The organism is Brucella tritici (assembly GCF_902825325.1).
GTDB lineage: Bacteria > Pseudomonadota > Alphaproteobacteria > Rhizobiales > Rhizobiaceae > Brucella.
In genome coordinates this window covers 180,729-206,097 of the sequence record NZ_CADEAR010000010.1, presented here as the reverse complement: position 1 = coordinate 206,097, position 25,369 = coordinate 180,729, and the positions used below count along the sequence as shown (strand labels likewise).

The window sequence follows — 25,369 nt, the reverse complement described above, 5'->3', positions numbered from 1 at the left end:
CGAACCAGTCTGCCGCTAGCAGCGTCGCCGCCCTCGTTGTGGCGCCATATAGACCCCACAAACCAAAACTGTCAACGCAGTTTCGTAAAAATTCAGGAATTTTCTTTCCACAGACAATATGGTCCTTTTTAACCAAATATCAACTGCGAAAAACCGGCGATTCGAACGGTTGCGACGATTCCATGACACCCGGCATGACAATTGGATGAACGAGCATGAAGCCTATGCCTTATATTCTGGCCGTCGATGGCGGCGGTACCGGATGCCGGACGCTGCTTGCCAACGGTAATGGTGACGCGATAGGCCGGGGCACGGGCGGCCCCGCCAATATAGGCGCCGACCCGGCAACGGCTCTGGATAATATAATACGCGCGGCGACGCTGGCTGCGCACGATGCGGGACTGGATGTTTCTATATTGAGTGAGACCTGCGCCGTGTTGGGGCTGGCGGGCGCAAACTCGCTTGTCGACAAGGACCGCGTGGAACAGAGCCTGCCCTTCGGCAAGGTGAAGATCGTTTCCGACGCTGTTACCGCCCTGCAAGGTGCGCTCGGTCCGGATGACGGTGCTATCGTCATTCTCGGCACCGGCTCGGTCTTCGTTAAAAGAGAACAGGACGCATTCGAGATTGTCGGCGGGCGCGGCTTCATGCTGAGCGATCATGCGGGCGGCGCGCGGCTTGGCCGCGAACTTCTTGAAGAGACGCTGCTTGCTCTGGACGGCATGGCCGACCGTACGGAACTTGCCGATGCGGTGCTGGCGCGGTTCGGCGGCGACCCTCGCCAGATCATCACCTTCTCGCGCACGGCGACGGCCGCGGGCTACGCCACCTTCGCTCCCATCGTTTTCGACTACGCACATAAAGGCGATGCGCTCGGCCTTTCGATCCTGCAACGCGCCTGCTCTTATATTGGCCGCGGTCTGGACCGGCTCGGCATTGAAACACTTGGCCGGTTCAGCCTGACGGGAGGCCTCGCCCCATCCTATGCAGCGCTGCCATTTCTGCCGTATCGGAAACTCTTTCGGCCTGCGCTTGGCGATGCGTTGCAAGGAGCATTGTCGCTCGCCTTGCTGGTAAACGGACAAAATAACCGCCGGAAGGCCATGCACCCTCACTGACGTTCCACACTATCACTACAGTTGCATTCTTCGTGATGCCGGGCTGCAAAGAGCGCTTTATCTGCGTTCCGGTGCTCACGTACCTTTAAGTACGCTGCGCTCCGGTACTCGAAAATCACTCTTTTCGCCACGGTCTGACGAATTTGCAACTGTAGTGCTATAGAATGCACGCATCCTGCTTGCCGAAAATCGATCCGGATTTTCGGGCCGATATTGTAGCGGCAAAAAGACTTGTCGCGACGGGGTTTACCCCCTAACTTCTTATATACAGGCACTCACAGAATATTCGGCCTGATCTTGCGAAACGGTGCCGGTTAAAGTCGGCGGCGTGTGTGGCATATTCTTTTCATGCATTTCCGGACGGAAACCGGTTTCCGTTCCCAGAGGAAATGCTCCACAGGGGTGGCATGCTGACTAAAAAGGGCAAATATGGCCTGAAAGCCATGGTGCATCTGGCAGGCGTTACAGATGGACAACTGGTTTCGGCCAGCGAAATCGCCGAAAAACACCATATACCGCGCAAGTTTCTCGACAATATTTTCACCGAGCTTCGTAATGCTGGCTTCGTGCTGAGCCGCAAGGGCAAGGGCGGCGGCTTCTGCCTTGCCCGTCCGGCCAACGAAATCGCCATCGGCAATATCATCCGCGCGCTCGACGGCGCACTTGCCCCCATCGCCTGCGCCAGCAAGACAGACTATCGCCCGTGTGACGACTGCGATGAGGACGAATGCGAGGTGCGCCATATGATGCTCGACGTGCGCGAAGCGATCGCCAGCGTTCTGGATCACCGGACGCTAGCCGACAGCAAGGCCATGGATATAGCCTTACTGTCTAAATAGGCATCAGGCGGCTGCCGACCAGTTCGGGAACGGATCGTTCAGCCCCGACCAGCGCTCTGGCGTAAAGTCTTGTTCCTCAAGGAGACATTGATCCAGCTCACTGATGAGCGCATCTTCCTGCATCGGATCGACACCGATGAACACAATCTCCTGACGCCGATCACCCCATATTTTATGGAAATACGGCTCCATGGCGCGTTGCCATTCGGGTTCTGCCGGCCAGTATTGCTCCGGCACGGATGACCACCAGCGCCCTCTTTTTCCGGTACGCACCAACGCGCCTGCCTGGCTGATTTCACCGACAAAATCTGGACGAGTGGCAAGCCAGAAGAAGCCCTTCGCCCGCACGACGCCCGGCCAGCCCTTGTCGATGAAGGACTGGAACCGTTCTGGATCGAAGGGACGCCGCGCACGATAGACAAAGGAGCGAACGCCATATTCCTCGGTCTCGGGCGTATGCGAGGCAAAGCCATGCAACTCCTTGTACCAGAGCGGATGCTCATGCGCCTTGTTGAAGTCGAAGAGCTTCGTGTCCAGTATGGCGTCAAGCGTCACTTCACCGAAATCGACCTCCTCGATGCGGGCATCGGGATTGAGCGAGCGGATGACCTTGTGCGCCAGATCACGCTCCTCTTTTGAAGCGGTCGATATTTTGTTCAGCACGACGACGTCGGCGAACTCGATTTGTTCGACCAGAAGATCGACAAGCGTGCGCTCGTCATCCTCTCCAAGGGATTCGCCGCGATCACGCAGAAAATCGCTCGACGCATAGTCCTTCAGCAGATTGGCGGCATCCACAACGGTCACCATCGTATCGAGCCGGGCGACGTCCGAAAGACTGTTGCCCTTCTCGTCGCGAAACTCGAACGTGGCGGCAACCGGCAATGGCTCGGCTATGCCGGTCGATTCGATCAGCAAATAATCGAAGCGCCCCTGCGCTGCCAATTGTGAAACCTCCTTCAGGAGGTCATCGCGCAATGTGCAGCAGATGCAGCCATTGGTCATTTCGACCAGTTGTTCATCCGTGCGGGAGAGATTGGCGCCGCCCTCACGAACAAGGGCGGCATCTATATTCACCTCACTCATATCGTTGACAATCACCGCAACGCGGCGGTTCTCGCGATTATTGAGCACGTGATTGAGCAGTGTCGTTTTTCCGGCTCCGAGAAAACCGGACAAGACCGTAACGGGTAGTCTTTTTCTCATGACTCCGTTCCTCGTTTAGAGCGCATCCCGAAAAGTGTGAAACGGTTTTCGGAACGAGATGCGCGTTGAAACAAACCGTTAGAGCGCCGATCTGATTCAATCAGATCGAAACGCGCTCAAAACCGGGTAGGGTCAGTCGTGATGGTGATGATCGAGATTGAAGGTCAGCGTCGTGAAAAAGCTGAGTTTGTCCGCTTCCTTTGAATCGGACAGTGGCCTGGAATAGCCTGCCCCGACGACATTGAGACCCGCGTTGCGGATATTGATCCTGGCGATGCCTTCCGCATCGGTCTTCACCGGTGCCGCATGGCTGTCATTGACATAGTCCGCCGTGACCTCGACGCCTTCGACCGGCTTTCCGTCAAACAGAATCTGCACGGGGAACTCGTTGCCCGCCTCCAATATTGTCGGGTCCATCAATGGAACGATTTCGAAGGGTAGGCCCTGGGCTTCTGGCTTCTTGCGCAAATGATCCAGAATGGCGACGGCAAACTTCTGGCTCTGGCTGGACTGTTTGGCGCCCGGCACTTCCGATTTCGGCTTGTTGACCCACTTGCCGTCCGGACCTTCGGCCCAGAAGCCATTGTCGAACGTACTGCTGACGACGACTGCATCCTTGGGTACGCCCAGCAGAACATGATCTTCCTGTGGTTTGATCTCGACGGCGACATCCTTGCCCGTTACATCCTTTGCCGTAACAGTCTTGAGCTTCTGCGGATCATAGGCTTCGTCGCTTGCGCCGTGACCGTAAACAACCGCCTGCGTTCCGTGACGCTCTGCAATCCAGATGCCGTGCGCACCCGCGACTGCGGGAGCAAGAAAAGCCAAAACGGCACCGGCCTGAAGTGCTCTCACAAAGCTACGCATTCTTTTCTCCTTAATGTTATATCATTACGTTTCAACTGGTGAAAATAGGCGGTCAGAACCGCCCTTCTGTGTTCAGCAAGTTCGTAAACCCGCTTGGCGCTTGATAAGGCGCCAATCCGCATATTCTGGAGTGCCGGGCTGTCGGTAGGTTACAGCCCGGCACATTTGCAACCACTTTCCGAGTGCCCAAGCACTCAGTTCCGAGGGCGGTCGCAGCTGTTACTTTGACAGACAACCTTTCAGGGAATCGGCCAGATTACGGATGAGCTGCGGATAGAGATCAGGGCCATCCTTCAATTCCGCGCCTAAAGGATCGAGAACACCGGTTTTGGCATCGGTTCCTTCGATAACGGTTTTCACCAGCTTCGGTTCGAACTGCGGTTCGGAAAACACGCAGGTTGCGCCAAGCGATTTTATCTTCTCGTGAATTTCCTTGATGCGCGCAGCACCCGGCGCCTTTTCGGGGCTGACCGTGATCGATCCGACCGCCTTCACACCGAAGCGATTTTCGAAATACTGATAGGCGTCATGGAAGACGATGAATGGCTTGTCTTTTACCGGCTCCAGTTCGCTCGCGACATCCTTGGTCAGCGCGTCGAGCTTCTCGCCATAGTCCTTGGCATTCTTTTCATATTGCGCCGCATGTTCCGGGTCGCTTTCGCTGAGCGTCTTGGCGATATCCGTCGCCAGAACCTTTCCGTTCTGCGGATCGAGCCAGAAGTGCAAATCATACTCACCGTGGCCATGGTGATGGTCATGCCCGCCCTCCGAAGCCTCGGCATGATCGTGACCTTCAGCGCCGTGTTTATGCCCCTCATGGCCATGGTCGTGCGCTTCAAATGGACCGCCTTCACGGAACTTCAGCTTGGTCAGTCCGTCTGCATCCCCAAGCGCGACGACCTTCGCGCCATCGCCAAGCGTATCGATAGGCTTGTCGAGGAAGGTTTCCATCGATGGACCAGCCCAGAAAATCACCTTGGCATGCTCGATTGCTTCTGCATCCGAAGGCTTCAGGCTGTAGACATGTTCCGAACCCGCGCCCTGAACGATCAGTTTCGGCTCGCCCACGCCCTGCATGATTGCGGAAACGATTGAATGGAGCGGCTTGATTGATACCACGACGCCATCGCGTTCTGCGGCAAGCGAGGCATTTGCCGTACCGGCCAGAAATGCTGAAGCGAGGAGGAGGGAGCGGAGATGTTTCATGGTCTCTCTCTTGTACGATTGGGGAAAGGTATCATATTCAAGTGATATGTTATTTTATTACGTCAGTTGCGTTATGCTATAACGTCTGCCATAAGGTGAAGCAACCCCCATTTTGGAAAAATCACAGCGGCGGATGACCCATGTGTGGGACAAGAACATGCAGGCAGTGAAAGCCCCGAAGAGATGAGCAGGAAGACCGTCCTCCCCGCCGAGAAGGCGCGGGAAACATTGATCGAACTGAAAGATGCCGGCGTCTACCGCGACGGGCGCTGGCTCGTGCGCAATGTCGACCTGAGCGTCGAGCGCGGGGAGATCGTGACCCTGATCGGTCCAAATGGCGCGGGAAAAAGCACTGCCGCCAAGATGGCGCTGCGCATCCTGAAGTCCGACGAAGGCAGCGTGATACACGCGCCGGGCCTGCGCATCGGCTATGTGCCGCAAAAGATCAATATCGACCGTACGCTGCCGCTTTCGGTTGAGCGCCTGATGACCCTGACGGGACCTCTCTCGCGTAAGGACATTGAAGCGGCATTGGAAGTGGTGGGCATCCCGCATCTTGCAAAGGCCGAGATCGCCAACCTGTCGGGCGGCGAGTTCCAGCGGGCACTGATGGCGCGGGCGCTTGCCCGCAAGCCGGACCTCATGGTGCTGGATGAACCGGTGCAAGGCGTCGATTTCTCCGGCGAAGCCGCGCTCTACGAACTGATTGCGAAACTGCGCGACGATACAGGCTGCGGCGTGCTGCTGATTTCGCACGACCTGCATCTGGTCATGGCGGCGACCGACCGCGTCATCTGTCTCAACGGGCATGTTTGCTGCAGCGGAACGCCGCGCGACGTAACGGCGAGCCCTGAATATGTGCGGCTGTTCGGCAGCCGGGCCGTTGGGCCGCTTGCCGTTTATGAGCATCACCACGATCACACGCATCTGCCTGACGGGCGGGTGCTGCATTCCGATGGTTCCGTGACGGATCACTGTCATGCCGATGATGGCCATCATCATGAATATGACCACGAGCATGGACACGGGCATCATCATCACGAAGGGAGTGCGCCGCGTGCTTGACGATTTCTTCACACGCGCCATCATCGCCGGTGTCGGACTGGCGCTCACCACCGGACCGCTCGGCTGCTTCATTGTCTGGCGTCGCATGGCCTATTTCGGCGACACCATGGCCCATTCCGCGCTTCTCGGCGTGGCGCTGGCGCTTATTTTCGACATCAATCTGATGATTGGCGTCTTCGCGGTTGCGGTGGCGATTTCAGCCATCCTGCTGCTCTTGCAGCGCCGCCATACATTATCCGCGGATTCGCTGCTCGGCATCCTGTCCCATGCCACGCTGTCGCTTGGCCTCGTCCTCGTCGCCTTCATGACATGGGTGCGTGTTGACCTGCTGTCGTTCCTGTTCGGCGATATTCTTGCCGTCTCGCGGATGGATATCGCCTTCATCTATGGCGGCGGCATATTCGTGCTGGCGATTCTGGCCTGGCTTTGGCGACCTTTTCTTGCCGCCACCGTCAGCGAGGATATTGCCCGCGCCGAAGGCATGAACCCGGCCCTGTCGCGCATTGTTTTCATGCTGCTTCTGGCTATCGTCATCGCCATTGCGATGAAGATCGTCGGGATTCTATTGATAACCTCGCTGCTCATCATTCCGGCAGCGACGGCGCGCCGTTTTTCCTCCACGCCCGAGCAGATGGCCATTCTGGCCTCCTTGATCGGGGCCGCGGGGGTTATCGGCGGACTTTATGGTTCCATTCATTTCGACACGCCGTCCGGCCCGTCCATCGTGGTCGCGGCGCTTGCCATTTTCATTTTGAGCCTGCTACCCCTACATAAGAGGGAACAGGCATCACCAAAACGGATCGCTGGACAATGAGCACGCATCACCACCATCACGCCCCGCAGGATCTGACCCGCAATCAGACATTGGTTTTTGACGTCTTGTCCAAGGCGGAAGGGCCGCTCAGCGCCTATACGATCCTCGACCAGCTGCGTGACGACGGCTTCCGCGCACCGCTGCAGGTTTATCGCGCATTGGAAAAGCTGCTCGACTACGGGCTGATTCATCGCCTCGAAAGCCTCAATGCCTTCGTTGCCTGCGCGCATCCGCAATGCCATCAGCAGGGTCTCGTGGCTTTCGCCATCTGCGAGAAATGCGGTCAGGTGACGGAGTTCTCCGACGCGGCCATCGAGAATCTCGTCAGCGCATGGAGCCTTCAGAACGGTTTCAAGTCACGCAAGACGACATTGGAGTTGCGCGGCCTCTGCGAAGCCTGCGGCGAGCACTGAAGCATTTCCGAGCCAAAAGTGTGAAACGGTTTTGCGTTCGGAAACGGGCAAAAAGATCATACCCAACAAACAGGAACCTGTTCAAGGTAACCATGTCCGAAGGTTCCCGATCTAAAAAGTAACGCATCCGCAATCGAAACCTGCTAGATTAGGCCCAGGCGAATAGCAGGTAAGATTTTGATATGGCACGGGTTAAGCCATCCCACGAACGTCGCAGGGAAGAGAGACAGCGTACAAGGCTGCGCTCCGGAAAGATTGTGGGCCTCGACGGACGGTTTATCATCGAATGCCAGTTCAGCGATATTGCACCCCATGGTGCCAAGCTCAGAACTGTCGAAGTCCCGACCCTGCCCGAACGTTTCTGGCTGTTTGACGATTATTATGGCCGCGCGCTTCTGGCCCGGATTGCCTGGCGCAATGGTCGTGAAATGGGGGTGGAACTTGTATCGGACCCTACCGTCACACCGCTGGACGAAGAGCGCCTCGCCCAGCTTGCAGGAAAATACTATTCGCTGTGACCAACAGGCTGTACGTTAGCCTATTTCTCCGGCTCATGTTTGGCCGGGGCTGTCGGTGTCGGCGTGCCGCGCATGTTCATGGCGCGGATTTCTTCCGCTGAAATATAGTTGAACTGCTCGACCAGAAGGTCCTTGATGACCGGCTCGGGAAACCGTTCATTGAGATCGGTGATGATCGAGGCGCGAACGTCCTCAAAACTCACCTTCTCGACATCTTTTGTGTCCGAATAGCTGCCGTAGAACTTGCGGAAGATTTCATCACTGATGAAAAACTCCAGCGGCACGGTCAGCTTCTTTCGGATGTTCGAATCGATCGTATAGACAAGCTGCGTCACCACATAACCGGCGACGCCGCCATTCGAGATGATCGGCACGCTCATCACATCCGTCTTGACGTAATCCACGCCGCCAAACCCGCCGGTTGCGGCTTGCGCCCCATCCGAAGATGAGGCGTTCTGGCGAACCGCCAAGAAAAGCGAACCGAAAGCGACGGCGCAGATCCACAGACCGATGGCAATGATGCGGATCATCTTGCGTGACCGAGCCTCACGCTCTGCATGCTGTAGGTGCCGTCAGCTTCCTGCGTTTCCAGCGCACCGCGAATGAGGTCGGCCAGTTCGCCAACGGCGCGCAGATGCAGCTGCAGCGCCTCGCAATTCTTCTCAAGCTTCTGCTTCAGGCTGTCGAGCAGTGGCTGAAGCCGCTTCATCGTTGCCGGTTCGGCAGCGCTGGCCGCTTTCTTGATCGCCTTGTTGAAATCGTAAAGCCCACGGCTCTTGCGGGAGTTGATTTCCGCCAGATCCGGATTGCCGCCTTCCAGCAGAAGACGCGTTTCAGTATCGATGACATCTTCCAGACGTTGGATTGCCCGTACGACCGGCTTCAATGTGGGGTTCTCGGCCGGTTCCTCTGCCAGCGCCTGACCCGGTTCGCTCGTGACAGTGACGATTTGCGAATCCTCTGGCGGCAGGCTGTTTTGAGAGCTTGTCTCGGTCATTTAGGGGTCCTCAATTATGAAGCATGGCGGACGCTATCGTTGCGGGCCAATCAGCCGCGCGCCGGGTCCGTATCGCTGTTGTTGTCGAGCTGCTTTTGAATGAGCTTGCGTTCGAAGCCATGCACAATGTCCTTCGATACGGCGTTTTCACTCACATGGTCTCCCAGATTGTCGATCACGTCTCCTAACGCTAGCGTCGTCGGCGCGTCTGCCCGCCCGTTGCGCGCCGCCTGTTCTTCAAGCAACTTGGCAATGCCGACACCGCCGCCATCCGCCATCTTGTTTGCCATGGCTTCCGCCATCATGGACTTCCAGTACTCACCGGCAATCCCCTTCCCGAAGGTCGCCGTCGTGTCACTGGTGAACATCGACTGCACGAAGGATTGCAGCATGAAGGCCTCAAACTTGCGATAAGCCGGATTGGCTGCATTCTGCGCATCCGGCCGCACACTGATCCCAGCCGCAAGGCTGTCGGAGAAGCTTGCGAAATTATCCCGCGTCAGTCCACCGGCGGCGGATGCCACCATGGTCGCCGATGCGGACGGCGCTCTCAACCGTTCCGCCGCCATGCGATAGGCTTGCGGATCGGCGGCACGCGCCACGTCCATCACCAGATCTGATGGCGGGTTGATCGCCATGCACAACTCCTTGTTTTAGAGCGCGTTTCGATCTGATTGCATCAGATCGGCGCTCTAACGTTTAGTTTTGTCGCGCATCTTGTCCAAAAACTGTTTCACACTTTTTGGGATGCGTTCTGATCGTCCTTGCGCGCATCTTGTCCAAAAACCGCTTCGCACTTTTTGGGATGCGCTTTGTTACTTGCACCATAATGGGTCAAACTTGACTGAAACTTGTGCGTGCGTTCAGCCTGGATTTTGCGCTCAATCAGGGTTTTGCGACTTATTTGTCGTTTTCCGGCTAATAAATTCCTCGATCAGGCTGGAAAGTTCGCGCCGTTCGCGATCATTTCCAGCATCCGTCAGGCGATCTTCCAGCAACTCGACCCGCCTTTGTTCCTGCAAAAGTGCTTTGCGCTGTGATTCGAGACGTTGCTCAAGCTGCTGCGATTCGATGGCATTGGCTCCGAGGCGCTTGATGAGCAGCGACGGATCGATATTGAGCGCATCACCATCATAGCGGCGATCCTGCATGGCGATAAGCGCCTCCCGCTCTTCCTCCAGCGCGCCCTTGCGCGCATTGGCTGCAGCAAGAGCCTGTTCCAGCCGGGCGCTGCCGAGCTTTTGCAGTTCAATGAGCTTCTTGAGATTGCGCGGATTCGTCATAGCTGCCCTCAAAACAGCTCGCGCAACTGCGTCGCAGTTTCATTGGTGAAGAAACGCAGGAGTTCCGGCAGGATGAAATAGACCACCAGCAGCCCTCCCCCCAGCACGAATGGCATAGACACAAAGTAAACCGGTATCGTCGGGGTCAGCTTGTTCACCAGACCGATGGCGAAGTTGACGAGAATCGCAAAGACGATGAACGGCGCCGCAATGCGCAGCGTTGCCAGAAAAGCCGCCGAAAGCGCATCGGTGAAGTCGATCATCGCCGCATCGGGGCGAAACTGCCCGTCAACCGGAATGGCCACATAGGAATTGAGCAGTGCCCGGAAGATTTCCAGATGCATGTCGGTAATGAAGAACAGGAACAGAGCGCTGAAAGTGACAATGGTTGCAAGCGTCGCCTGCGGTTCGCTTTCGGTAATGGCATCGGCAGGAGAACCGGAATAGCCGACTGAAACCGCCATCGTACTGGCCATGAATTGCAGCGCCCAGAAATAGATATGCGCCAGAATGCCGATCACCGCGCCGACAAACATTTCGCTCGCCATCAGGCGGAACAAGGTCCATGGCTGCCCGGCATCGACAACGGTAACGATACGCTGCAACACCAGCGGCAGGACCGCGAATGAACAGGCCAGTGCGATGTAGAGCCTGACCTGCAACGGAATGCGCGCACTCGAAAGCCCCGGCATCAGCATCAGACACGCGCCGATGCGGCAGAACGCCAGAACAGCGGCCAGGATGATTTCGTTAAGCGGCAACTGCGCGACAGGCACTCAAGGCCCTTTCATCGTATGAAGCAATAACTACTCCCCTTGCCCTTCGAGACGCCAAGCTCGACAAGCTCGGCATGGCTCCTCAGGATGAGGGGTGTGGACGCTGAACTCTTTCCTCATCCTGAGGAGGTGCCCTGAGCGCGGACAGGGCGTCTCCACCCCTCGCTCCCCTCATCCTGAGGAGGTGCCCTGAGCGGAGCGAAGGGAACCGTCTCGAAGGATCGAAGGATCAGAGGATCGACAAACGCTGACCTCCTACGAGATGGCGCCGAGCGATTTCACCTCCACGCCACGCGCGATTTCAACATGGGACAGCACTGGCAGGGTGGCGAACAGCCGCTCGATCATCATGCGAATATATGGCCGCGCTTCCGGTGACGAAACCAGCACGAAACGCTCGCCATTGTCGAAATGCTTCCGAATGACGGTGGAGGCCTCCGTGCCGAACTGTTCCAGCAGGCGCGGATCGATGTCGAATTCCACGATTTCACCCTTGGCGTCACGCTTGAGGCTCTGGTGGAAAACCAGGTCCCAGCGATTGCCGAGACGCAGAACGTTCAGCACGCCATTGTCGGAAAGATCGCCGCAAATCTGCTGCGCCATGCGCATGCGGACATGCTCCACGATCATTTCCGGGCGGCGGACGAGCGGCGCGATTTCCGCAATGGCTTCGAGAATCAGATGCAGGTTGCGGATGGAGATGCGCTCGGCGAGCAGCAGCTTCAGAACCGCCTGCAGGCCCGAATAGGAAATATGCGACGGGCAGATATCTTCCAGCAGCTTGCGATATTCAGAGCCGAGACGGTCCAGCAGAATGCGCATGTCCTTGTAGGAAAGAAGCTGGGCCAGATTGTTGCGGACGATTTCGCTCAAATGCGTCAGCAGGACCGAGAGATTATCCACGGTCATATAGCCGTCGCGGCGCAGATCGGACGCAAAGGTTTCCGGCACGGAATAGGCGCGCATGCCGAAGGCCGGTTCGCGCACTTCCTCACCCGGAATGGACGGAATCGGGCGGTCACCAAGCACGACAAGCGTTTCGCCGACACGCAACTCGTGACTGGCGACAGCCGTGCCGTGTATTTTGATGCGATAGCTTTTGGGCGGAAGCGCGATGTCGTCCGTGACCTTGATTTCCGGGATGACGAATCCGTATTCCTGCGCAAACTTGCGGCGCATCTTGTTGACGCGGTGCGCCAGCTCCTGCTGCGATGCAATCAGGCGGGCGGAAAGCTGCTTGCCGAGGCAAAGTTCGATCTGGTTGGTTTCGAGTGACGCCTTGACGGAATTGCGCTCCTGCTCTTCCGCTTCGCGCTGCTTCTTGCCAGCCTCGTTCGCTTCAGCCTCGCGCTGGCGCGCTTGTCGACGGGGTACGGCAATGCCGATGAAAGCCATTGCGCCACCCAGCATGAAGAATGGGAAGGCTGGCAGGCCCGGCATGATGCCGAGGACGAAGAGCAGCATCGCCGCAACCAGAAGCGCCTTAGGATAGGCACCCAGCTGGCCGAAGATCGCCTGATCGGCGGAGCCGCGTGTGCCGCCCTTCGACACCAGAAGACCGGCGGCAAGCGACACGATCAGGGCCGGAATCTGTGTGACCAGACCATCGCCGACCGACAGCTTGGTGAAGACGTCGGCGGCGTGCGCAATATCCATGTCATGGCGCGTGGCGCCGATGATGATGCCGCCGAAAATATTGACGGCGGTGATGATGAGGCCTGCAATGGCATCGCCGCGAACGAATTTCGAAGCACCGTCCATGGAGCCGAAGAAGGAGCTTTCCTCTTCCAGTTCGCGACGACGGCGCTGCGCTTCCTTTTCATCGATCAGACCCGATGAGAGATCGGCATCGATGGCCATCTGCTTGCCGGGGATGGCGTCGAGGGTGAAGCGCGCGCCCACTTCCGCGATACGTGTCGCACCCTTGGTGATGACCAGGAAGTTGACAATGATGAGAATGCAGAAAACCACCAGACCGATGACGAAGTCGCCGCCCATCACGAATTGCGAGAAGCCATGGATCACATGCCCGGCGGCGAGATAGCCTTCATTTCCATGGGTGAGAATCACGCGCGTCGTCGCAATATTCAGCGACAATCGCATCATGGTGGCGATGAGCAGTACCGTCGGAAAGGCGGAAAAGTCGAGTGGGCGCTGAATCCAGAGTGCAACCATCAGGATCAGGACCGAAAAAGCGATGGAGAATGCCAGGCCGATATCCAGCACGACAGCCGGAACAGGCAGGAAAAGCACCGTCAGGATGATGATGATGCCGACCGCCAGACCCATATCGCTGCCGGTCAGAAGTCCGCTTTTCATCAAGGGTTTAGCTGCTGCCTGCTGCACATCCATCTCCTGTTTCGGGACGGACCTTAGCTTGCGAAGCTTGCGCGAGGGCTGTGCGAAGAGCCTGAATCAAAAAACGGCATGTGTGTGCGAAAATGGTGATTTTCGAGTACCGGAGCGGAGTGTACTTCTGGGTACATGAGCACCGGAACGCAGACAAATTGCCATTTGCAGCCACAGATGGCGACTTTTGGAACAGGCTCTAAAAGCCTTTTTCTATGCGGGAATAAGCCAATAGCGTGAAGGAATTGATCTGCGCACCGACGAAAGGCGCGGTCAGAGCCAGCACGACGAAAATGACGATGATCTTCGGCACGAAGGTCAGCGTCATTTCCTGAATCTGCGTCAGCGCCTGGAAAAGTGCGATGCCGATGCCTGCAAGCATGGCGGCAAGCACTGCCGGGCCGCTTGCCATAAGCACGGTCCAGATCGCAGAATTGACGATATCAAGCGCGTCGGCTTCGTTCACCGCGTCGGTTCCTAGCTGATCTTGACGCCTGCGCCGATCATCAGCGTCTTGCCGTCTTCCAGTTCGGCCAGCATGCCGCTGGACTGAATGGTCACGGATTTCACGACGCCCGATATGCTGCCGTCGGCATTGGTCAGCGTGCGGCCGATCCAGCCTTCGGCCTGCGTCAGCGACGTGTTGGCGATCAGCGTTTCAAGCTTGCTGTTCATCTGGACGGCCTGCTCGACATTGGAGAAGGTCGCAAGCTGCGAAACATATTGCGTCGCATCCATCGGCTGCGTCGGGTCCTGATTCTGCATCTGGGTCACCAGAAGCTTCAGGAAGGAATTATAATCCACGCTTGCCTTGTTGGCCGCAGAATTGCTGTTGTTCGTCGTGTTGTTATTCGTCGTATTCGCGCCAATCGGCGGTGTCGTGGTCACGGGTTTGCCTCCGCAGATTTCCGGGTTTTGAGCACAGGCAAAGCCGGACTTTCATGGCCCATCAGTCCGGCTTCGCGTGGATATTGCGCGCGAATTGTCTTGAGCGCCTCGAAGACACGCCCGTTATGAACCAGCTCGTCGACCAGCTTCAGCGCGTTCAGGATTTCCGTATCCTTGAAGGTCGAGAACATGCTCTTCAGCATCTGCGCGAAGGTGATGTGAGCCTGTTCGCGCATGGCCGGTTCGATCAGCATCATCTGCGCCGCGAAATAAAGCTGGCGCAGCGGTGTGGTCGTGTCTTCCGGCTGAAGAACATGGTTTTCCAGGAGAAAGGTCGCATCGTTCAGGAGTTCAAGCGAAACCTTGCGGTCGGCTCGCAGTACTGCACCGTTGATGAAGATTCTTTCGCCCGCGCGCAGCGAAAGGCGAATGGCCGGTTTTCCGTTCGGGGTCATCTCAAAGCCCATCCCGGATCGACTGCGTGATCTCGATCAGCGTGGCGTAATCGTTGCTTTCGCCCTGACGGATACGCTCGATTTCCTTCAGCACGAAAATACCGACGGAAATGATCGCGGCCTTCAGTTCCTTCGGCAGCACATTTTCTTCCGACCCCAGATCATCGATGATCGTGGTCCAGAGCTTGGTGGTGAAATAGGTCGCGTCGATCGCTTCGCGGGAGCCGCTGCCGTTTGCCTTCGCCGCCTCGAGCATCGCGATGGAACGGTCGAACAGTGCCCGCTCCCGTTCCTTGGCGCTCGCCATATCGTCATTCATGACATCTTCGTAGCGCATCTGATACATGGTATCTCCGTCTATCAGTTCGGACGGGCTCGCATCATGCTGCGTCCGTCCTCATTTCATCTCGACTATCTGAGATAGTTGAGCAGGCTCATATTCTGCAGCTGAACCGTCAGCGAATAGGAAGTTTCAATCTGCGTCTTCAACGCGTTGACGCGCGTTGCCGCTTCGTAAGGATCGACTTCTTCGAGATTGAGCACGGACTGGTTCAGGATCTTCTGCTGTGCCGCGATACGTGTGGTGGCAGCTTCAGTGCGCGATTGGGCAAGACCGAGCGTCGTCTGCTCCGACGTGGTTTCGGTGATCGCCGTCGTCGTGGTCTGCATGGCCTGATGCGTCAGGGCTTCGAAAGCCGAGCTGTTGAGACCGATGGTTGCAAATTCCGCCACCATGACCGCCGACATGATCGTCTTGCGGAAACCGTCCGCATTGGCGGAGATCGACGTATCAGCGGTTTCGGTCGGCGAAATCCGGCTCTTGATGACCGTGTCCGATGCATCCGACCAGTTTGCGGCCCAGTTGGCATCATTGAACTGATCGGCAAAATCGCCTTCCAGGAAGGCCTTCATCTCGTCGCCGGTGATATTCGCCACCTGCGGATCGTCGATTGCAAAGCCGAAATGATCCTGAAATGCCTGACGCACCGCCGTCTGCGCGGTGCTGCCTTCGGTATAGTCGGCAACCGGCTTCACATCGGTGTTCACACCAGCAAAGATATATTCGCCATTAAAGCTGGTGTTGAGCAGGCCGGTGACGGAATTGAGAATGGATTTTGCCGATTTTGCAATTGTCGCAGCGCTTTCAGCGGTATTGTTGGCGCCCGTCAGGTCGCCCAGAAAGTTCTGCGTGTTCTCGATGATCGTGCCGGCTGCGGTCTGCGTCGCATTCATGCGCTGCTGCACCAGCTTGTTCATGTCCGTCAACACGCTCAGACGATCATATTCCTTGCGCAACGATACGGTCTGGCCGGACTTGGAGCCGAGCGACAGGCCGACATCGAACACGGTTCCCGTGGTCGCTTCCTGCTGCGCCTTCAACATTTCGGCCTTGTTCTTCGCCACAAGGGCTCGCAGGGCTGACGTTGCGCCATAGGTGGAAATCGATTGCGCTTTCATTGGCCTCACACCGCGTTGAGAAGATCGTCGAGCATTGCGCTAATCGTGGTCAGCACCCGGCTCGATGCCTGGTAGGAATGTTCAAGATCGAGAAGCAGCGCCATTTCGGTGTCCATATCGACACCATTGGCGTTGGAGAGCGCCGCATCTGCCTGACCGGCAATCGTCGCATTATAGGAGAATTCGCTGCTGGCCTTCTGGCGCTTGCCTTCAAGCCAGCTGATCGACGATGAGCTATAATCCGTCAGGCTGGAATTTGTCGCCAGACCCGCCACCGAATTGAAGGTCATCGGCTCAGAAAACGCTTCATTGAGCGCACGCAGGCGATCGCTGAAACCTGCCGCACCTTCGCTATTGTATTTGTAGTCAGGCCCGTTGGCTCCGCCATCACGCAGAAGAAGCGGACTGCCGCCTTCAGACGTAACGAAGGCCGAAGATACCTTGATGGTGCCTGCAATGCCTGCCGAAAGGCCTGCACCTGGAACATCCGGCGATCCGGCCCAGCTGAACAGGCCCGTCTGGTCCGCGCCAACGCCGGTCTGGTCGCTTTCGGCAAACATCGTCACCAGATTGCGCGCAATTTCATCAAGCTGCATCTGATATTGCGGGGCGATCTGATCGCGAAGCTGCAGCAAGCCGCTGAGGCGGCCCGTTCCATAAGGCTGGTCGAAGGTCTCGTGGTTGAGCGGAACGCCATCCACCAGCACAGCCTTGCCAGCAATGCCCGGCGTCAGTACCGTCGATTGCTCAAAGCTCACCTTGCGCGCTGTCGTCTCGAAGAGGGTTACACCGTTTTCGGCAAAAATGACCATGTCATTGTCACCGCGCATCATGGTGGTGATGCCGATCTCGCCGGAAAGCTGCTTCAGGATCGAGTCGCGCTGATCCATATAGTCGGAGACATCGCGATTGGCGCGCGTGCCGCCGACGATCTCCTGATTCACCTTTTCGAACTTGGCAAGCAGATCATTGATGTTGGCAACGGAATCCGCAATGTCGCGGTCAGCGTCGTTGCGCAGGGACTGAACCTGCTTGGTTCCGGCATTAAGTGCATTGGCGAGCGATTGCGCCGTGGAAACAACACTGTCGCCAAGCGCGCTGTTGGAGGGTGACGCAGCATAGGTCTGAAGCGCATCGCGCAGATCGCCGATCAGGGCCGATGGCGAGCCGGAATAATTGTCTGCCGAATAGAGCGACGAAAGACGGTTAAGCCCGTCTGCGAGAATGGAAGAGGAAAAGGCCGTGCTGTTCGACTGGATGAACTTGTTGAACAAGGCTTCATCCGCCGACCGACTGATACCCACGTAAAGGGAGCCGTAAGGCCCAGATACGAGAGAACTGGTGCGCCGGGAATAATCCGGATCGTTGGCCCTCGCAATATTGCTTGAGACAACGGAGGTCTGCTTGGACGTTGCCGCAAGCGAACTTTTGGCCGTCAGAAGAGCAGAACTAAGCGACATCTTACCCCATCCTACAAGTGCAGTCCCGAAGGCCGCGAAGCGGTTTCGCGTCCGGAAATGCGGCTAAAACAAACACCTGGAAAGCCCCTGATAATTCCGCTGATATCGGAACTGCCCCGTGTGCGAACCGTGTCTGTTGCCTGAACGGTTCGTATTCTCAATGCGCTAGTGGTCTGATCCCGACATTTGCGTCCCTCTGATACAGGCGCCGAGCAAATGTCGGAATCGCAAAGACCACTAGTAACTTTATGTATCTCGTGGATTTTTCGAATTTGACGTTTGAAACAGCATCTCATTCAGTCGGGTTTCAAACATCAAATTCAATCCACTCGTTCCGGGAAAGGCTTTTCACCCTCGCCCGGAACAGTCCAGCTTATCTCTTCAGGTTGACCAGCACGTCCATCAGTTCAGAGCCGGTCTGGAAGACTTTCGAATTGGCCGTGTAACTGCGCTGCGCCTCGATCATGTCGGTCAGCTCCTGCGCAATATCGGCGTTGGATTCCTCCAATGTGCCGGACATGACCTTGCCCATGCCATCGCTCTGCGGGAAACCGAGGCGGACATCACCCGATTCCGCGCTCGGCAGAAACACGTTGCCGCTCACGACCGTCATGCGATCCGGGCTCGCGACATTGGCAAGCGGAATGCGTGCCAGAACCTTCTGCGTGCCGTTTTCGTAGATAGCGACGACCGAGCCGTCATTGGCCACATCCACACCCTTGACCGCAGATGGCGCCTGACCGTTAATCTGCGCCTGCGAGATCGTGTAGTCACCGGCGCGCTGCGTCGATGCACCCAGATTGAGGTTGAGGTTCTGGCCGCCGTAAGGTCCAAGATCGATCGCAATGCCACCAGCAGACGTCATGTCGCCCGTTGTCGGATCGAATGTCAGCGTCGTTGGGCCACCGACCACCGCGTCATCGGCAGCGTTTTTGACCGTGACGCTCCATTCATCCGCGCCGGTCTTGGTGAAATAGACATCCAGCGTGATCTTCTCGCCCTTATCATTATAGGAGATCAGCGACGTCTTGTGATTGAACTCGCCCGCTGCCGGAACCTGATCGGTAGACGGCAAATTGACCGTGAAATTGCCAGATGTGCTGGCCTCGGGCGGAAGTGCTGCGCTATTGACATTGATGATGTTCAGGCCAGGTATCGTCAGCGCGCCAGCCGGATCGTTCGGGCCTGCGCCCAGCAAATAATAGCCGGCTGAATTGACCAGATTGCCGTTCTTGTCGGGAACGAAGGAACCGGCGCGTGTCAGGAATGTCGAGCCATCCGCCCCCTGCACCACGAAATAGCCATTGCCGTCGATGGCAAGGTCTGTCGTGGAGGATGTGGAGCGGATACCGCCCTGATCGGAAATGCCGTAACGTACATTGGTCAGAACGCTGCCGGAATTATACTGACCACCGGTGCTCGGCAGAACGAGCGATGAAAACTGGGTTTCCGCACGCTTGTAACCGACGGTGCTTGCATTCGCGATATTGTCGGCGACCGCAGACAGGCGGTTCGCCTGCGCGTTCATTCCCGAAACACCGGTCCGCATCATACCGTAGAGGCTCATTGGCAGCTCCTGAGAAGTTAAGAATCCACGAATAAGCTAACGAACCACGCTTGCGTGAAACTGTAGCCTTGGGATTTTTACGCTTTTACTGGGGGACCGGCGCGATTTCGGAAAGTCGTGAAAATGCTCGAAGTCGCGATACTGGGGAATGCTGAAGACGCAGCAATATCACTCGATATTGATGCAGTAGCCGAGGAAGCGCTTGGAATCGATGGGGTCGAAGCCCAGCTGCTCACGCAGCTTCTTGCGCAATTTGCTGATATGACTTTCAACGACGTTTTCTTCGACTTCACTGTCGAAAATGCCGTAGATCGCGCTGAAAATCTGCGCTTTGTTCAGGCGGCGACCGCGATTGGCGATTAGATATTCCAGAATGCGTCGCTCGCGACGCGGCAGCGGAAAATCAACGCCGTTGATCTGCGGATCGCGGCCATCGGAGAAAACACGGATCGGTCCGAGCTCGGTGCCGCTGTCGTTGGAAGCGGCGGACGCGCCTGCGCGGCGGCGGATTGCATTGATACGTGCAAGGATTTCACGCACATGCACCGGCTTGCGAACAACGTCGTCAACCCCGGATTGAAAAAGCTCAAGCGTATGTTCCAGTGACGGGCGGTCATTGACGGCGATCACAGGCGCCTTGCAGCGTTCACGAATCCGGGCCGGAAGCCGATGCTGATCCGCACATTCGCCGATCAGGAAGGCCTCGACAGCCATGATATCCTGCTGTGGAACGCTCTCCACCCATTCGTCGAAATCGGTAGGGGTAAAACCCGTTGTCGTGATGCCCTCGCGACCGAACCAGGAAGAGTACCCTTCAGTCACTAAATCTCTGTCGTCAACGACAACAATCATCGGCCCGCCTTCCGAATCAATATGTTAGCCCAAGCACGATAGGAATAACTGGCAGGAGGAATCGGCAACAATGGCAAATAATTGCCCGCAATATATTGGGAGGCAATTTAGTAAGTTCTAATTTAATAGGAATCGCATTGATTGCAACGCTCCTACTTCTATAGGCGTAGGAACCTTAACCGAATGTTAACGGCTCACGAACTTTTACGATTCTTTACAAGGGCTTAAAAATCCGCCGGCTAATTTAGCGCACATCGGAGCAGACAATCACAGGTTGATCATTGTCAAGTCGGGTGCAGCTGACAATCTGTTACAACCTGTAAAATTTCAACGGATTCCAGTTCAGCCGAAGCAGAAGCTTCGCGCCTGAGGCGTCCAGTTTCCGAAGCCGGTGGCGACCATATTCGTCATCAGGCGACAGACATAACGCTTCTGGGCAGGATCGTTATTTGGCCCCGCGTGGTAGCGCGCGACCGCCATCGTCCAGTTGCCTTCGCGCTGTCGAAGCTGCCGCAGAAAGCGCGCCGCATAATCGACATTGAGGCTCGGCATCAGCATCGCTGCGACCGACGGAAATTCCTTGCCGTGATAGTAGTAGTTGATCTGCATGCAACCGAGATCGATCAGTTTCGCACCTTCGGCCCGAACCTCGTCGAAGCGTCTCACCGCAGCCATCTGCGATGGCATGAACTCGGCACGGCCTTCGATATTCATCGCATAAGGTTGCAAGGAATTCTTGCGGCCGGTTTCCGTCAGGCCGACCGCATAGAGGATACCGAGCGGAACGTCGTAGCGGGTCGACGCCCGGTGCATTTCACGCTCACAGATATTTTCGGCACGGGCCGGGTTACTGTCAGACAACCAGGCCGCGGTTGCGGCCATCATTGCGAGAAATGCTGTTCCCGCTTTCCTGAGCGGCTTGTATGTCCGAACGTTCGCGTCCTGCCTGACCGGATTCGCCATTCTGCCTGCCCTCACCGCCCATAAAACCTGCCTGCGCCTGGCCGCCGTCACGCCCGTCGAAGCCCTGCTGCATGTTGAAAGCCTGCTGCTGGCCCGATTGCTGGCCGCTCGCCTGTTGCTGACCCGCATTCTGCGATGCCTGCGCCTGCTGCACGGCACCCGCCGCGTTGCGGTCGGCAACGGTCACCGAAATTTTTGCGTCGTCGGCGATACCCGCCGCCTTCAGGGCTTTCTCGATCATCGAACGGTCGGCTGCGAGCGCTTCCGCCCCATGGGTCTTTTCAGCGACGAGATGTACCTCAACACCTTCCGATCCCACGCGAATGCGCGCCGTCACCGCTCCAAGTTCCACCGGATCGAGCCTGATCTGCAAGGTCTTGACCGTGCCGAAGCTACGTTCGGATACCACCTGAATGTCTGCAATCCGGGCTGCCGCCTGCGATGGCGTGGTGGCCGCCTTGATGTCCGCAGGCGCATTGCCCTTTGCGGTTGGCTGCTGCTGGATATCGGTTCTGTCAGGCATCTGACCCGACTGCTGCTGCGCCTGCCCCTTATCCGCTTTCAGAAGGCTGGCGAGATCGTCCCCGGAATTTTCGGCCTGATTGTCACCGTTAGCCGTCGGTGCGTCCTGGGTGATTGCCTGGCCCGGTTTGGCGCTGGCCGATGGGGTTGCCGCCGTCTTCGAAGATACCGGTTCAGGCGTGCGTTTCTTCTGATCGGCCCGTAGATCGGCTTGCAGCTCGTTCCCCGGCCCTTCGACCTGTTTCGGGTCGATGTCTTTAATTAAGGCAGAAAGCGGATCCGAGGTGTTTATGTCGTTTTTCGCAGTATTCAGCGTGGAAAAACCGTGATTTGCCCCTTTCAAATCAGGCGAAGAAGCGTCCAAAGAAAGGAGATTTTGTGGCAGGGCGAACAGGGCGACGGACTTTGAACCTTCCTCATCCCTCGCATCCGCCTCATCCGAACCCGAATTGGCTTCGCTGTCATCCTTCTTTTCGACCTTGCCCTGCGGCTTTTCGAGAAGTGAACTGAACAATTTTGCCGGGTCAGCATTATCCTGTCCTTCGCCCCCAGCTTTTGCCTGGGAAGGACCGGAATTGCGGGCGAGCGAGGCAAGTCGGCTGGTGGAATTCAGCAAAATATCAATGCTCATTGAACGGTCTTTCCTAGCAAGACATCGATCTCGGCAAGCTTGCGCCGCGCATCTTCCATCGTTTTCTGCAAATCGTCTTCCGGCTGGTTCCTGACCGGCTTCATGCTAACTGCCACCGGGGTCGGCTCAGGCTTTACGGCCTCATGCTCCTGCGACTCCGCCACTGCCATCGGCGGCACATCCCGTTCGGTGAGGGCGGGTTTTGCAGGCGGCAAAGCGTCCGGCGTGCGGGTTACCACCGTGCCGACCGCTTCAGCGGCTTTCAGCAATTTCCGGTCACGCTCCTGCAATTTGTCGGGTGAAATCTGCGACAGTTCGCGCAGTGCGCTACCCGCCGAATCCGAAGCCACATCGCTTGCGGCCGCATAAAGATTGGCGCGGGTGGGGTCGGCTTTCAGTCTGTCGGCAAGCTTTTTCGCCTCCGCCGACATGAACCGCGCCCGCTCCGTCTGACCATCGACAAGCGCGCCGCGCGCAATCTGCAGATAAAGCGAATATTGCATCACCGGATCAGCCGAGCCGATCAGCTTTGCCAGTTCCGCATTGCCGATACGGTCGTTGAGTTTCACCGCAGCATCGACAAATTGCGCCATGAAATCACGCATATAGGGCGAACGGGGAAAGCGCTGGAGATAGTTTCGCGACAGGAGCCTGATCTTGTCGGCATCGCCAAGTTTGGCAGCAATCGGCATCGAACGACGGATCGCGGCTTCCTCAAACAAGGTGCCCGGCGCTTCAAGCCGCACCTGATCGAGCCGCATCAAGGCCGTCGCTGGGTCGAAGGCGGTCATCTGGCTGGCGGTCACCAGCACGATGGATGCCTTCAGTTCCGCCGGAACATCGGATGAGAGCGGAACCGAGAAAAGCTTCACCACTTCAATCGTCTGGCCGGAAGCATAGGCCAATGCACCCTTGACCAGTTCCGGCGGCACCGCATCCGTCTTGAAGTCTGCAAGGACCTTGCGCACCGCTTCCGGATTACCGCCGTTGAAGAGATAGATGATCGCCGCGTAGACATTTTCCGGATTGCTCCAGACGTCATTCGACGCTCGGCCCATATCCGCGCTGACAAAGCCCAGAAGCTTGTTCAGCATCACCACGGCTTCCGGTTTTCCGGCAACGACCTGATCCTGCAACATGCGCAGCGAACGCACGAGCTTGTAGGGTTCCAGAACGGGCAGCTTACGGGTCTCGGCCAATGCCTGCGTTTGCGCAATGGCTGGATAAGCCGCTCCCATCAGGGAGAAGCCTGCAACACATGCCAGCAAGGAACGCATGGCGAGCCGGCTCCCGGACTGCTTCATGGAGCAGACTTCAGGAAAATATCGATGCGACGGTTCTCAGCCGCATTCGGATCGTTGGTATTCTTCGGCTGGCGGTCGGCATAGCCTTCCACACGCAGCACACGCTTTTCATCGAGCCCGCCGCGCACCAGCATGTAATAAGCCATCTGCGCGCGTGCCGAGGACAGGCGCCAATTGTCATAGGTCGCGCTCTTGAACGGACGCGCATCCGTATGTCCGCTGATGATGACTTCGCCCGGCTGTCGGGAAATCACCTGTGCGATACGCTCCAGCATCTGCACCACGCGGGCATCCGGCTTGGCCGATCCGATGGTGAACATGCCATAGTCGATCTTGTCGGTGAGCTGGATCATCACGCCGCCATCGACCGGAACGACCGTCACATCGGGCATTGGCTCGGCCTTTTTCGCCTGCGCACTCTCTTTCGCAGTTTCACCCTCAGCTACCTTTTTCAAGTCAGCAATCAACTGTTCCTGGGTTTCAGCAGTCTTTTCGGCCTCCCCGGGCTTCGGCTGCGCTACTTCGGGCTTAGGCGGCGTAGCAGGCGCGGCATCCGGTGGGGTCAGATCTTCGACAGCCTTGCTCGACCAATAATCCGGGCTGAACGGATCGCGATAGGCTTCGCCGCCTTCGGCACCGGTAGCAGGGCCGGATTGCGACGTGCCGCCATCGCCCTTGGCCGACTGGTTCTGCAACACACCGGTTTCGTGGGCCAGTTCCGACAGGACCGCATAGGGTTCGCGGAAAAGCTGGCGCTCTTCCTGGTCGCTTGGCGGAGAAACAGTCGTGTCGTTGATGACCTTGGTGCTGTTTTCGATCTGCTGGTCGCTTTCATAGCGAACCTTGCCGTCTTTTTCCTCGACATCCTGCACGCCCTTGGGGCTTGAATGCCGGTCCATCAGTTTGACGGGATTGAAATAGCTTGCAACCGCCGCCTTGGTTTCCTCATTGGCGGCATTGATGAGCCACATGACGAGGAAGAAGGCCATCATTGCAGTCATGAAGTCGGCATAGGCGATCTTCCACACGCCACCATGATGGCTGTCATGGTCGTCATGTCCACCTCGGCGAACAATGATGATCTCACGTTTGGTTTCGGGATCGATGCTCATTGAACCGCAGCCTTCAATTCTTCAAGAAGCGGCGCGATGCGTGTTTCAAGCATCCGGTCGCCAAAGGAAAAGGAAAGTTCGTCCGCACCGGTTTCTGAAAACCGGCAACCTGACGGCAACAGGGCAGCATGATCGCGAAGCGGTGCAACCAAACACGCCGGGCCGGAGATTTCCGGTGCTTCGCCATCAAGCGCCAGCGCCGCAATCCGCCGCGCAAATTCCGCGACAGCCTCGCGTTCCATTTTTTCTGCCAGCAAAGGCATCAGGATTTCGGCGATCTGACCGGAATAATTTCGCTCTAGCGCGGTCAGTGCTTCCGTCAGGCTACCTGCCAGAAGCAGAGCCTGCTCACGCGAAAATGCAGCACGCAGCGCCTCGATTTCAGTCTCGTGCTCGCGGACAAGCCGTGCCTTCTCGGCCTCATAAAGCGCCTGTGCTTCCCTGTGGCCATCCTCCCGTCCTGCTTCGAATGCCAGGCGCTTTTCTTCCTCGACAGCGATAATGGCGGCGACTTCCGCCTGCTCGGCAGCGGCGGCTTTCTCAGCCGAAAGGGGGCGCTTCGCTCCATCGCCGTCCGCCTGTGGCGGGGGCGTTTCTTTCAGTGGCTTCGGCGGCGCAGGTGCAGCGATGATCTCGACCGCCTCATCCTCGATATGATGGGTCGAAAAATCGGGAAGATAACGGCTGAGGGAAAGCGCGCTCATCG

Annotated in this window: 29 protein-coding genes and 1 pseudogene; 7 read left to right on the top strand and 23 right to left on the bottom strand. The window is 57.3% G+C overall.

The window, feature by feature from the left end:
- From HWX93_RS22885 to HWX93_RS16050, 3 genes are all read left to right on the top strand, one after another.
- Positions 1-209, top strand: a 209-nt coding sequence (locus HWX93_RS22885; RefSeq protein ID WP_210267227.1) for a hypothetical protein, incomplete at its 5' end; no start/stop codon positions are given.
- Between the two features lie 15 nt (positions 210-224).
- Positions 225-1,118 (top strand): N-acetylglucosamine kinase, encoded by an 894-nt coding sequence (locus tag HWX93_RS16055; protein ID WP_176037949.1) that lies wholly within the window; start codon positions 225-227, stop codon positions 1,116-1,118.
- 407 nt (positions 1,119-1,525) lie between these two features.
- Complete coding sequence (locus HWX93_RS16050) at positions 1,526-1,957, top strand: RrF2 family transcriptional regulator (RefSeq protein WP_109988802.1); 432 nt, start codon at positions 1,526-1,528, stop codon at positions 1,955-1,957.
- Positions 1,958-1,960: 3 nt separating this feature from the next.
- Here the strand turns inward: HWX93_RS16050 and zigA are convergent, their stop codons facing one another.
- From zigA to znuA, 3 genes are all read right to left on the bottom strand, one after another.
- Positions 1,961-3,163: a zinc metallochaperone GTPase ZigA gene (gene zigA, locus HWX93_RS16045; RefSeq protein WP_176037942.1), complete on the bottom strand. Its 1,203-nt coding sequence runs from the start codon at positions 3,161-3,163 to the stop codon at positions 1,961-1,963.
- Between the two features lie 132 nt (positions 3,164-3,295).
- A complete protein-coding gene (locus tag HWX93_RS16040; protein WP_176037941.1) occupies positions 3,296-4,030 on the bottom strand; it encodes a DUF4198 domain-containing protein in 735 nt (244 codons plus the stop codon).
- Positions 4,031-4,249: 219 nt separating this feature from the next.
- Positions 4,250-5,236, bottom strand: coding sequence for a zinc ABC transporter substrate-binding protein ZnuA (znuA, locus tag HWX93_RS16035; protein ID WP_176037940.1), 987 nt, complete (start codon positions 5,234-5,236; stop codon positions 4,250-4,252).
- Between the two features lie 183 nt (positions 5,237-5,419).
- Between znuA and HWX93_RS16030 the strand changes: the two genes are divergently transcribed.
- The 4 genes from HWX93_RS16030 to HWX93_RS16015 all read left to right on the top strand — a co-directional run bounded on the left by HWX93_RS16030 (position 5,420) and on the right by HWX93_RS16015 (position 8,046).
- Positions 5,420-6,301 (top strand): metal ABC transporter ATP-binding protein, encoded by an 882-nt coding sequence (locus tag HWX93_RS16030; RefSeq protein ID WP_109988806.1) that lies wholly within the window; start codon positions 5,420-5,422, stop codon positions 6,299-6,301.
- Positions 6,255-7,115, top strand: coding sequence for a zinc ABC transporter permease subunit ZnuB (gene znuB / locus HWX93_RS16025; RefSeq protein ID WP_109988807.1), 861 nt, complete (start codon positions 6,255-6,257; stop codon positions 7,113-7,115). The genes HWX93_RS16030 and znuB overlap by 47 nt, the downstream gene beginning before the upstream one ends.
- A complete protein-coding gene (locus tag HWX93_RS16020; RefSeq protein WP_109988808.1) occupies positions 7,112-7,528 on the top strand; it encodes a Fur family transcriptional regulator in 417 nt (138 codons plus the stop codon). Before znuB ends, HWX93_RS16020 begins: the two co-directional genes overlap by 4 nt.
- A 182-nt stretch (positions 7,529-7,710) precedes the next feature.
- Positions 7,711-8,046, top strand: coding sequence for a PilZ domain-containing protein (locus tag HWX93_RS16015; protein ID WP_109988809.1), 336 nt, complete (start codon positions 7,711-7,713; stop codon positions 8,044-8,046).
- 20 nt (positions 8,047-8,066) lie between these two features.
- Here HWX93_RS16015 and HWX93_RS16010 read toward each other — a convergent pair whose 3' ends face one another.
- The 20 genes and pseudogenes from HWX93_RS16010 to HWX93_RS15920 form a co-directional block, all read right to left on the bottom strand.
- Positions 8,067-8,576, bottom strand: coding sequence for a hypothetical protein (locus tag HWX93_RS16010; RefSeq protein ID WP_176037939.1), 510 nt, complete (start codon positions 8,574-8,576; stop codon positions 8,067-8,069).
- Entirely contained in the window at positions 8,573-9,043 is a 471-nt protein-coding gene (locus HWX93_RS16005; protein WP_176037938.1) for a flagellar protein FlgN, read from the bottom strand. Before HWX93_RS16005 ends, HWX93_RS16010 begins: the two co-directional genes overlap by 4 nt.
- A 50-nt stretch (positions 9,044-9,093) precedes the next feature.
- Positions 9,094-9,681 carry a rod-binding protein gene (locus HWX93_RS16000; RefSeq protein ID WP_176037937.1) on the bottom strand — a complete coding sequence of 196 codons (588 nt, stop codon included), beginning with the start codon at positions 9,679-9,681 and terminating at the stop codon, positions 9,094-9,096.
- A gap of 243 nt (positions 9,682-9,924) precedes the next feature.
- Entirely contained in the window at positions 9,925-10,326 is a 402-nt protein-coding gene (locus HWX93_RS15995) for a hypothetical protein (protein ID WP_176037936.1), read from the bottom strand.
- A gap of 8 nt (positions 10,327-10,334) precedes the next feature.
- Complete coding sequence (gene fliR, locus HWX93_RS15990) at positions 10,335-11,102, bottom strand: flagellar biosynthetic protein FliR (protein WP_012093494.1); 768 nt, start codon at positions 11,100-11,102, stop codon at positions 10,335-10,337.
- Between the two features lie 255 nt (positions 11,103-11,357).
- A complete protein-coding gene (gene flhA, locus HWX93_RS15985; protein ID WP_176037935.1) occupies positions 11,358-13,454 on the bottom strand; it encodes a flagellar biosynthesis protein FlhA in 2,097 nt (698 codons plus the stop codon).
- Between the two features lies 1 nt (position 13,455).
- A pseudogene (locus tag HWX93_RS23265) lies at positions 13,456-13,616 on the bottom strand (flagellar basal body P-ring protein FlgI); the annotation flags it as partial.
- A 34-nt stretch (positions 13,617-13,650) separates the two neighbouring features.
- A complete protein-coding gene (fliQ, locus tag HWX93_RS15980; RefSeq protein ID WP_006469393.1) occupies positions 13,651-13,917 on the bottom strand; it encodes a flagellar biosynthesis protein FliQ in 267 nt (88 codons plus the stop codon).
- A gap of 11 nt (positions 13,918-13,928) precedes the next feature.
- Positions 13,929-14,339, bottom strand: coding sequence for a flagellar hook assembly protein FlgD (gene flgD / locus HWX93_RS15975; RefSeq protein WP_109988816.1), 411 nt, complete (start codon positions 14,337-14,339; stop codon positions 13,929-13,931).
- Entirely contained in the window at positions 14,336-14,794 is a 459-nt protein-coding gene (flbT, locus tag HWX93_RS15970) for a flagellar biosynthesis repressor FlbT (RefSeq protein ID WP_176037934.1), read from the bottom strand. Before flbT ends, flgD begins: the two co-directional genes overlap by 4 nt.
- Before the next feature lies 1 nt (position 14,795).
- Positions 14,796-15,140, bottom strand: a complete 345-nt coding sequence (flaF, locus tag HWX93_RS15965; protein WP_010660748.1) for a flagellar biosynthesis regulator FlaF — start codon at positions 15,138-15,140, stop codon at positions 14,796-14,798.
- Between the two features lie 65 nt (positions 15,141-15,205).
- Positions 15,206-16,252: a flagellar hook-associated family protein gene (locus tag HWX93_RS15960; RefSeq protein WP_109988817.1), complete on the bottom strand. Its 1,047-nt coding sequence runs from the start codon at positions 16,250-16,252 to the stop codon at positions 15,206-15,208.
- Positions 16,253-16,257: 5 nt separating this feature from the next.
- The gene (gene flgK / locus HWX93_RS15955; RefSeq protein ID WP_176037933.1) at positions 16,258-17,712 is read right to left on the bottom strand and encodes a flagellar hook-associated protein FlgK; all 1,455 of its coding nucleotides are present in this window, start codon (positions 17,710-17,712) and stop codon (positions 16,258-16,260) included.
- Positions 17,713-18,085: 373 nt separating this feature from the next.
- Positions 18,086-19,279, bottom strand: coding sequence for a flagellar hook protein FlgE (locus tag HWX93_RS15950; RefSeq protein ID WP_109988819.1), 1,194 nt, complete (start codon positions 19,277-19,279; stop codon positions 18,086-18,088).
- A gap of 168 nt (positions 19,280-19,447) precedes the next feature.
- Entirely contained in the window at positions 19,448-20,131 is a 684-nt protein-coding gene (ftcR, locus tag HWX93_RS15945; protein ID WP_109988820.1) for a flagellar transcriptional regulator FtcR, read from the bottom strand.
- 342 nt (positions 20,132-20,473) lie between these two features.
- Entirely contained in the window at positions 20,474-21,016 is a 543-nt protein-coding gene (locus HWX93_RS15940) for a transglycosylase SLT domain-containing protein (protein ID WP_176037932.1), read from the bottom strand.
- Entirely contained in the window at positions 20,985-22,247 is a 1,263-nt protein-coding gene (locus HWX93_RS15935) for a flagellar hook-length control protein FliK (protein WP_176037931.1), read from the bottom strand. Before HWX93_RS15935 ends, HWX93_RS15940 begins: the two co-directional genes overlap by 32 nt.
- Positions 22,244-23,551: a chemotaxis protein gene (locus HWX93_RS15930; RefSeq protein ID WP_419191005.1), complete on the bottom strand. Its 1,308-nt coding sequence runs from the start codon at positions 23,549-23,551 to the stop codon at positions 22,244-22,246. The genes HWX93_RS15935 and HWX93_RS15930 overlap by 4 nt, the downstream gene beginning before the upstream one ends.
- The gene (locus tag HWX93_RS15925; RefSeq protein WP_176037929.1) at positions 23,548-24,663 is read right to left on the bottom strand and encodes a flagellar motor protein MotB; all 1,116 of its coding nucleotides are present in this window, start codon (positions 24,661-24,663) and stop codon (positions 23,548-23,550) included. Before HWX93_RS15925 ends, HWX93_RS15930 begins: the two co-directional genes overlap by 4 nt.
- Positions 24,660-25,367 carry a hypothetical protein gene (locus tag HWX93_RS15920; RefSeq protein WP_176037928.1) on the bottom strand — a complete coding sequence of 236 codons (708 nt, stop codon included), beginning with the start codon at positions 25,365-25,367 and terminating at the stop codon, positions 24,660-24,662. Before HWX93_RS15920 ends, HWX93_RS15925 begins: the two co-directional genes overlap by 4 nt.
- Between the last annotated feature and the right edge of the window lie 2 nt (positions 25,368-25,369).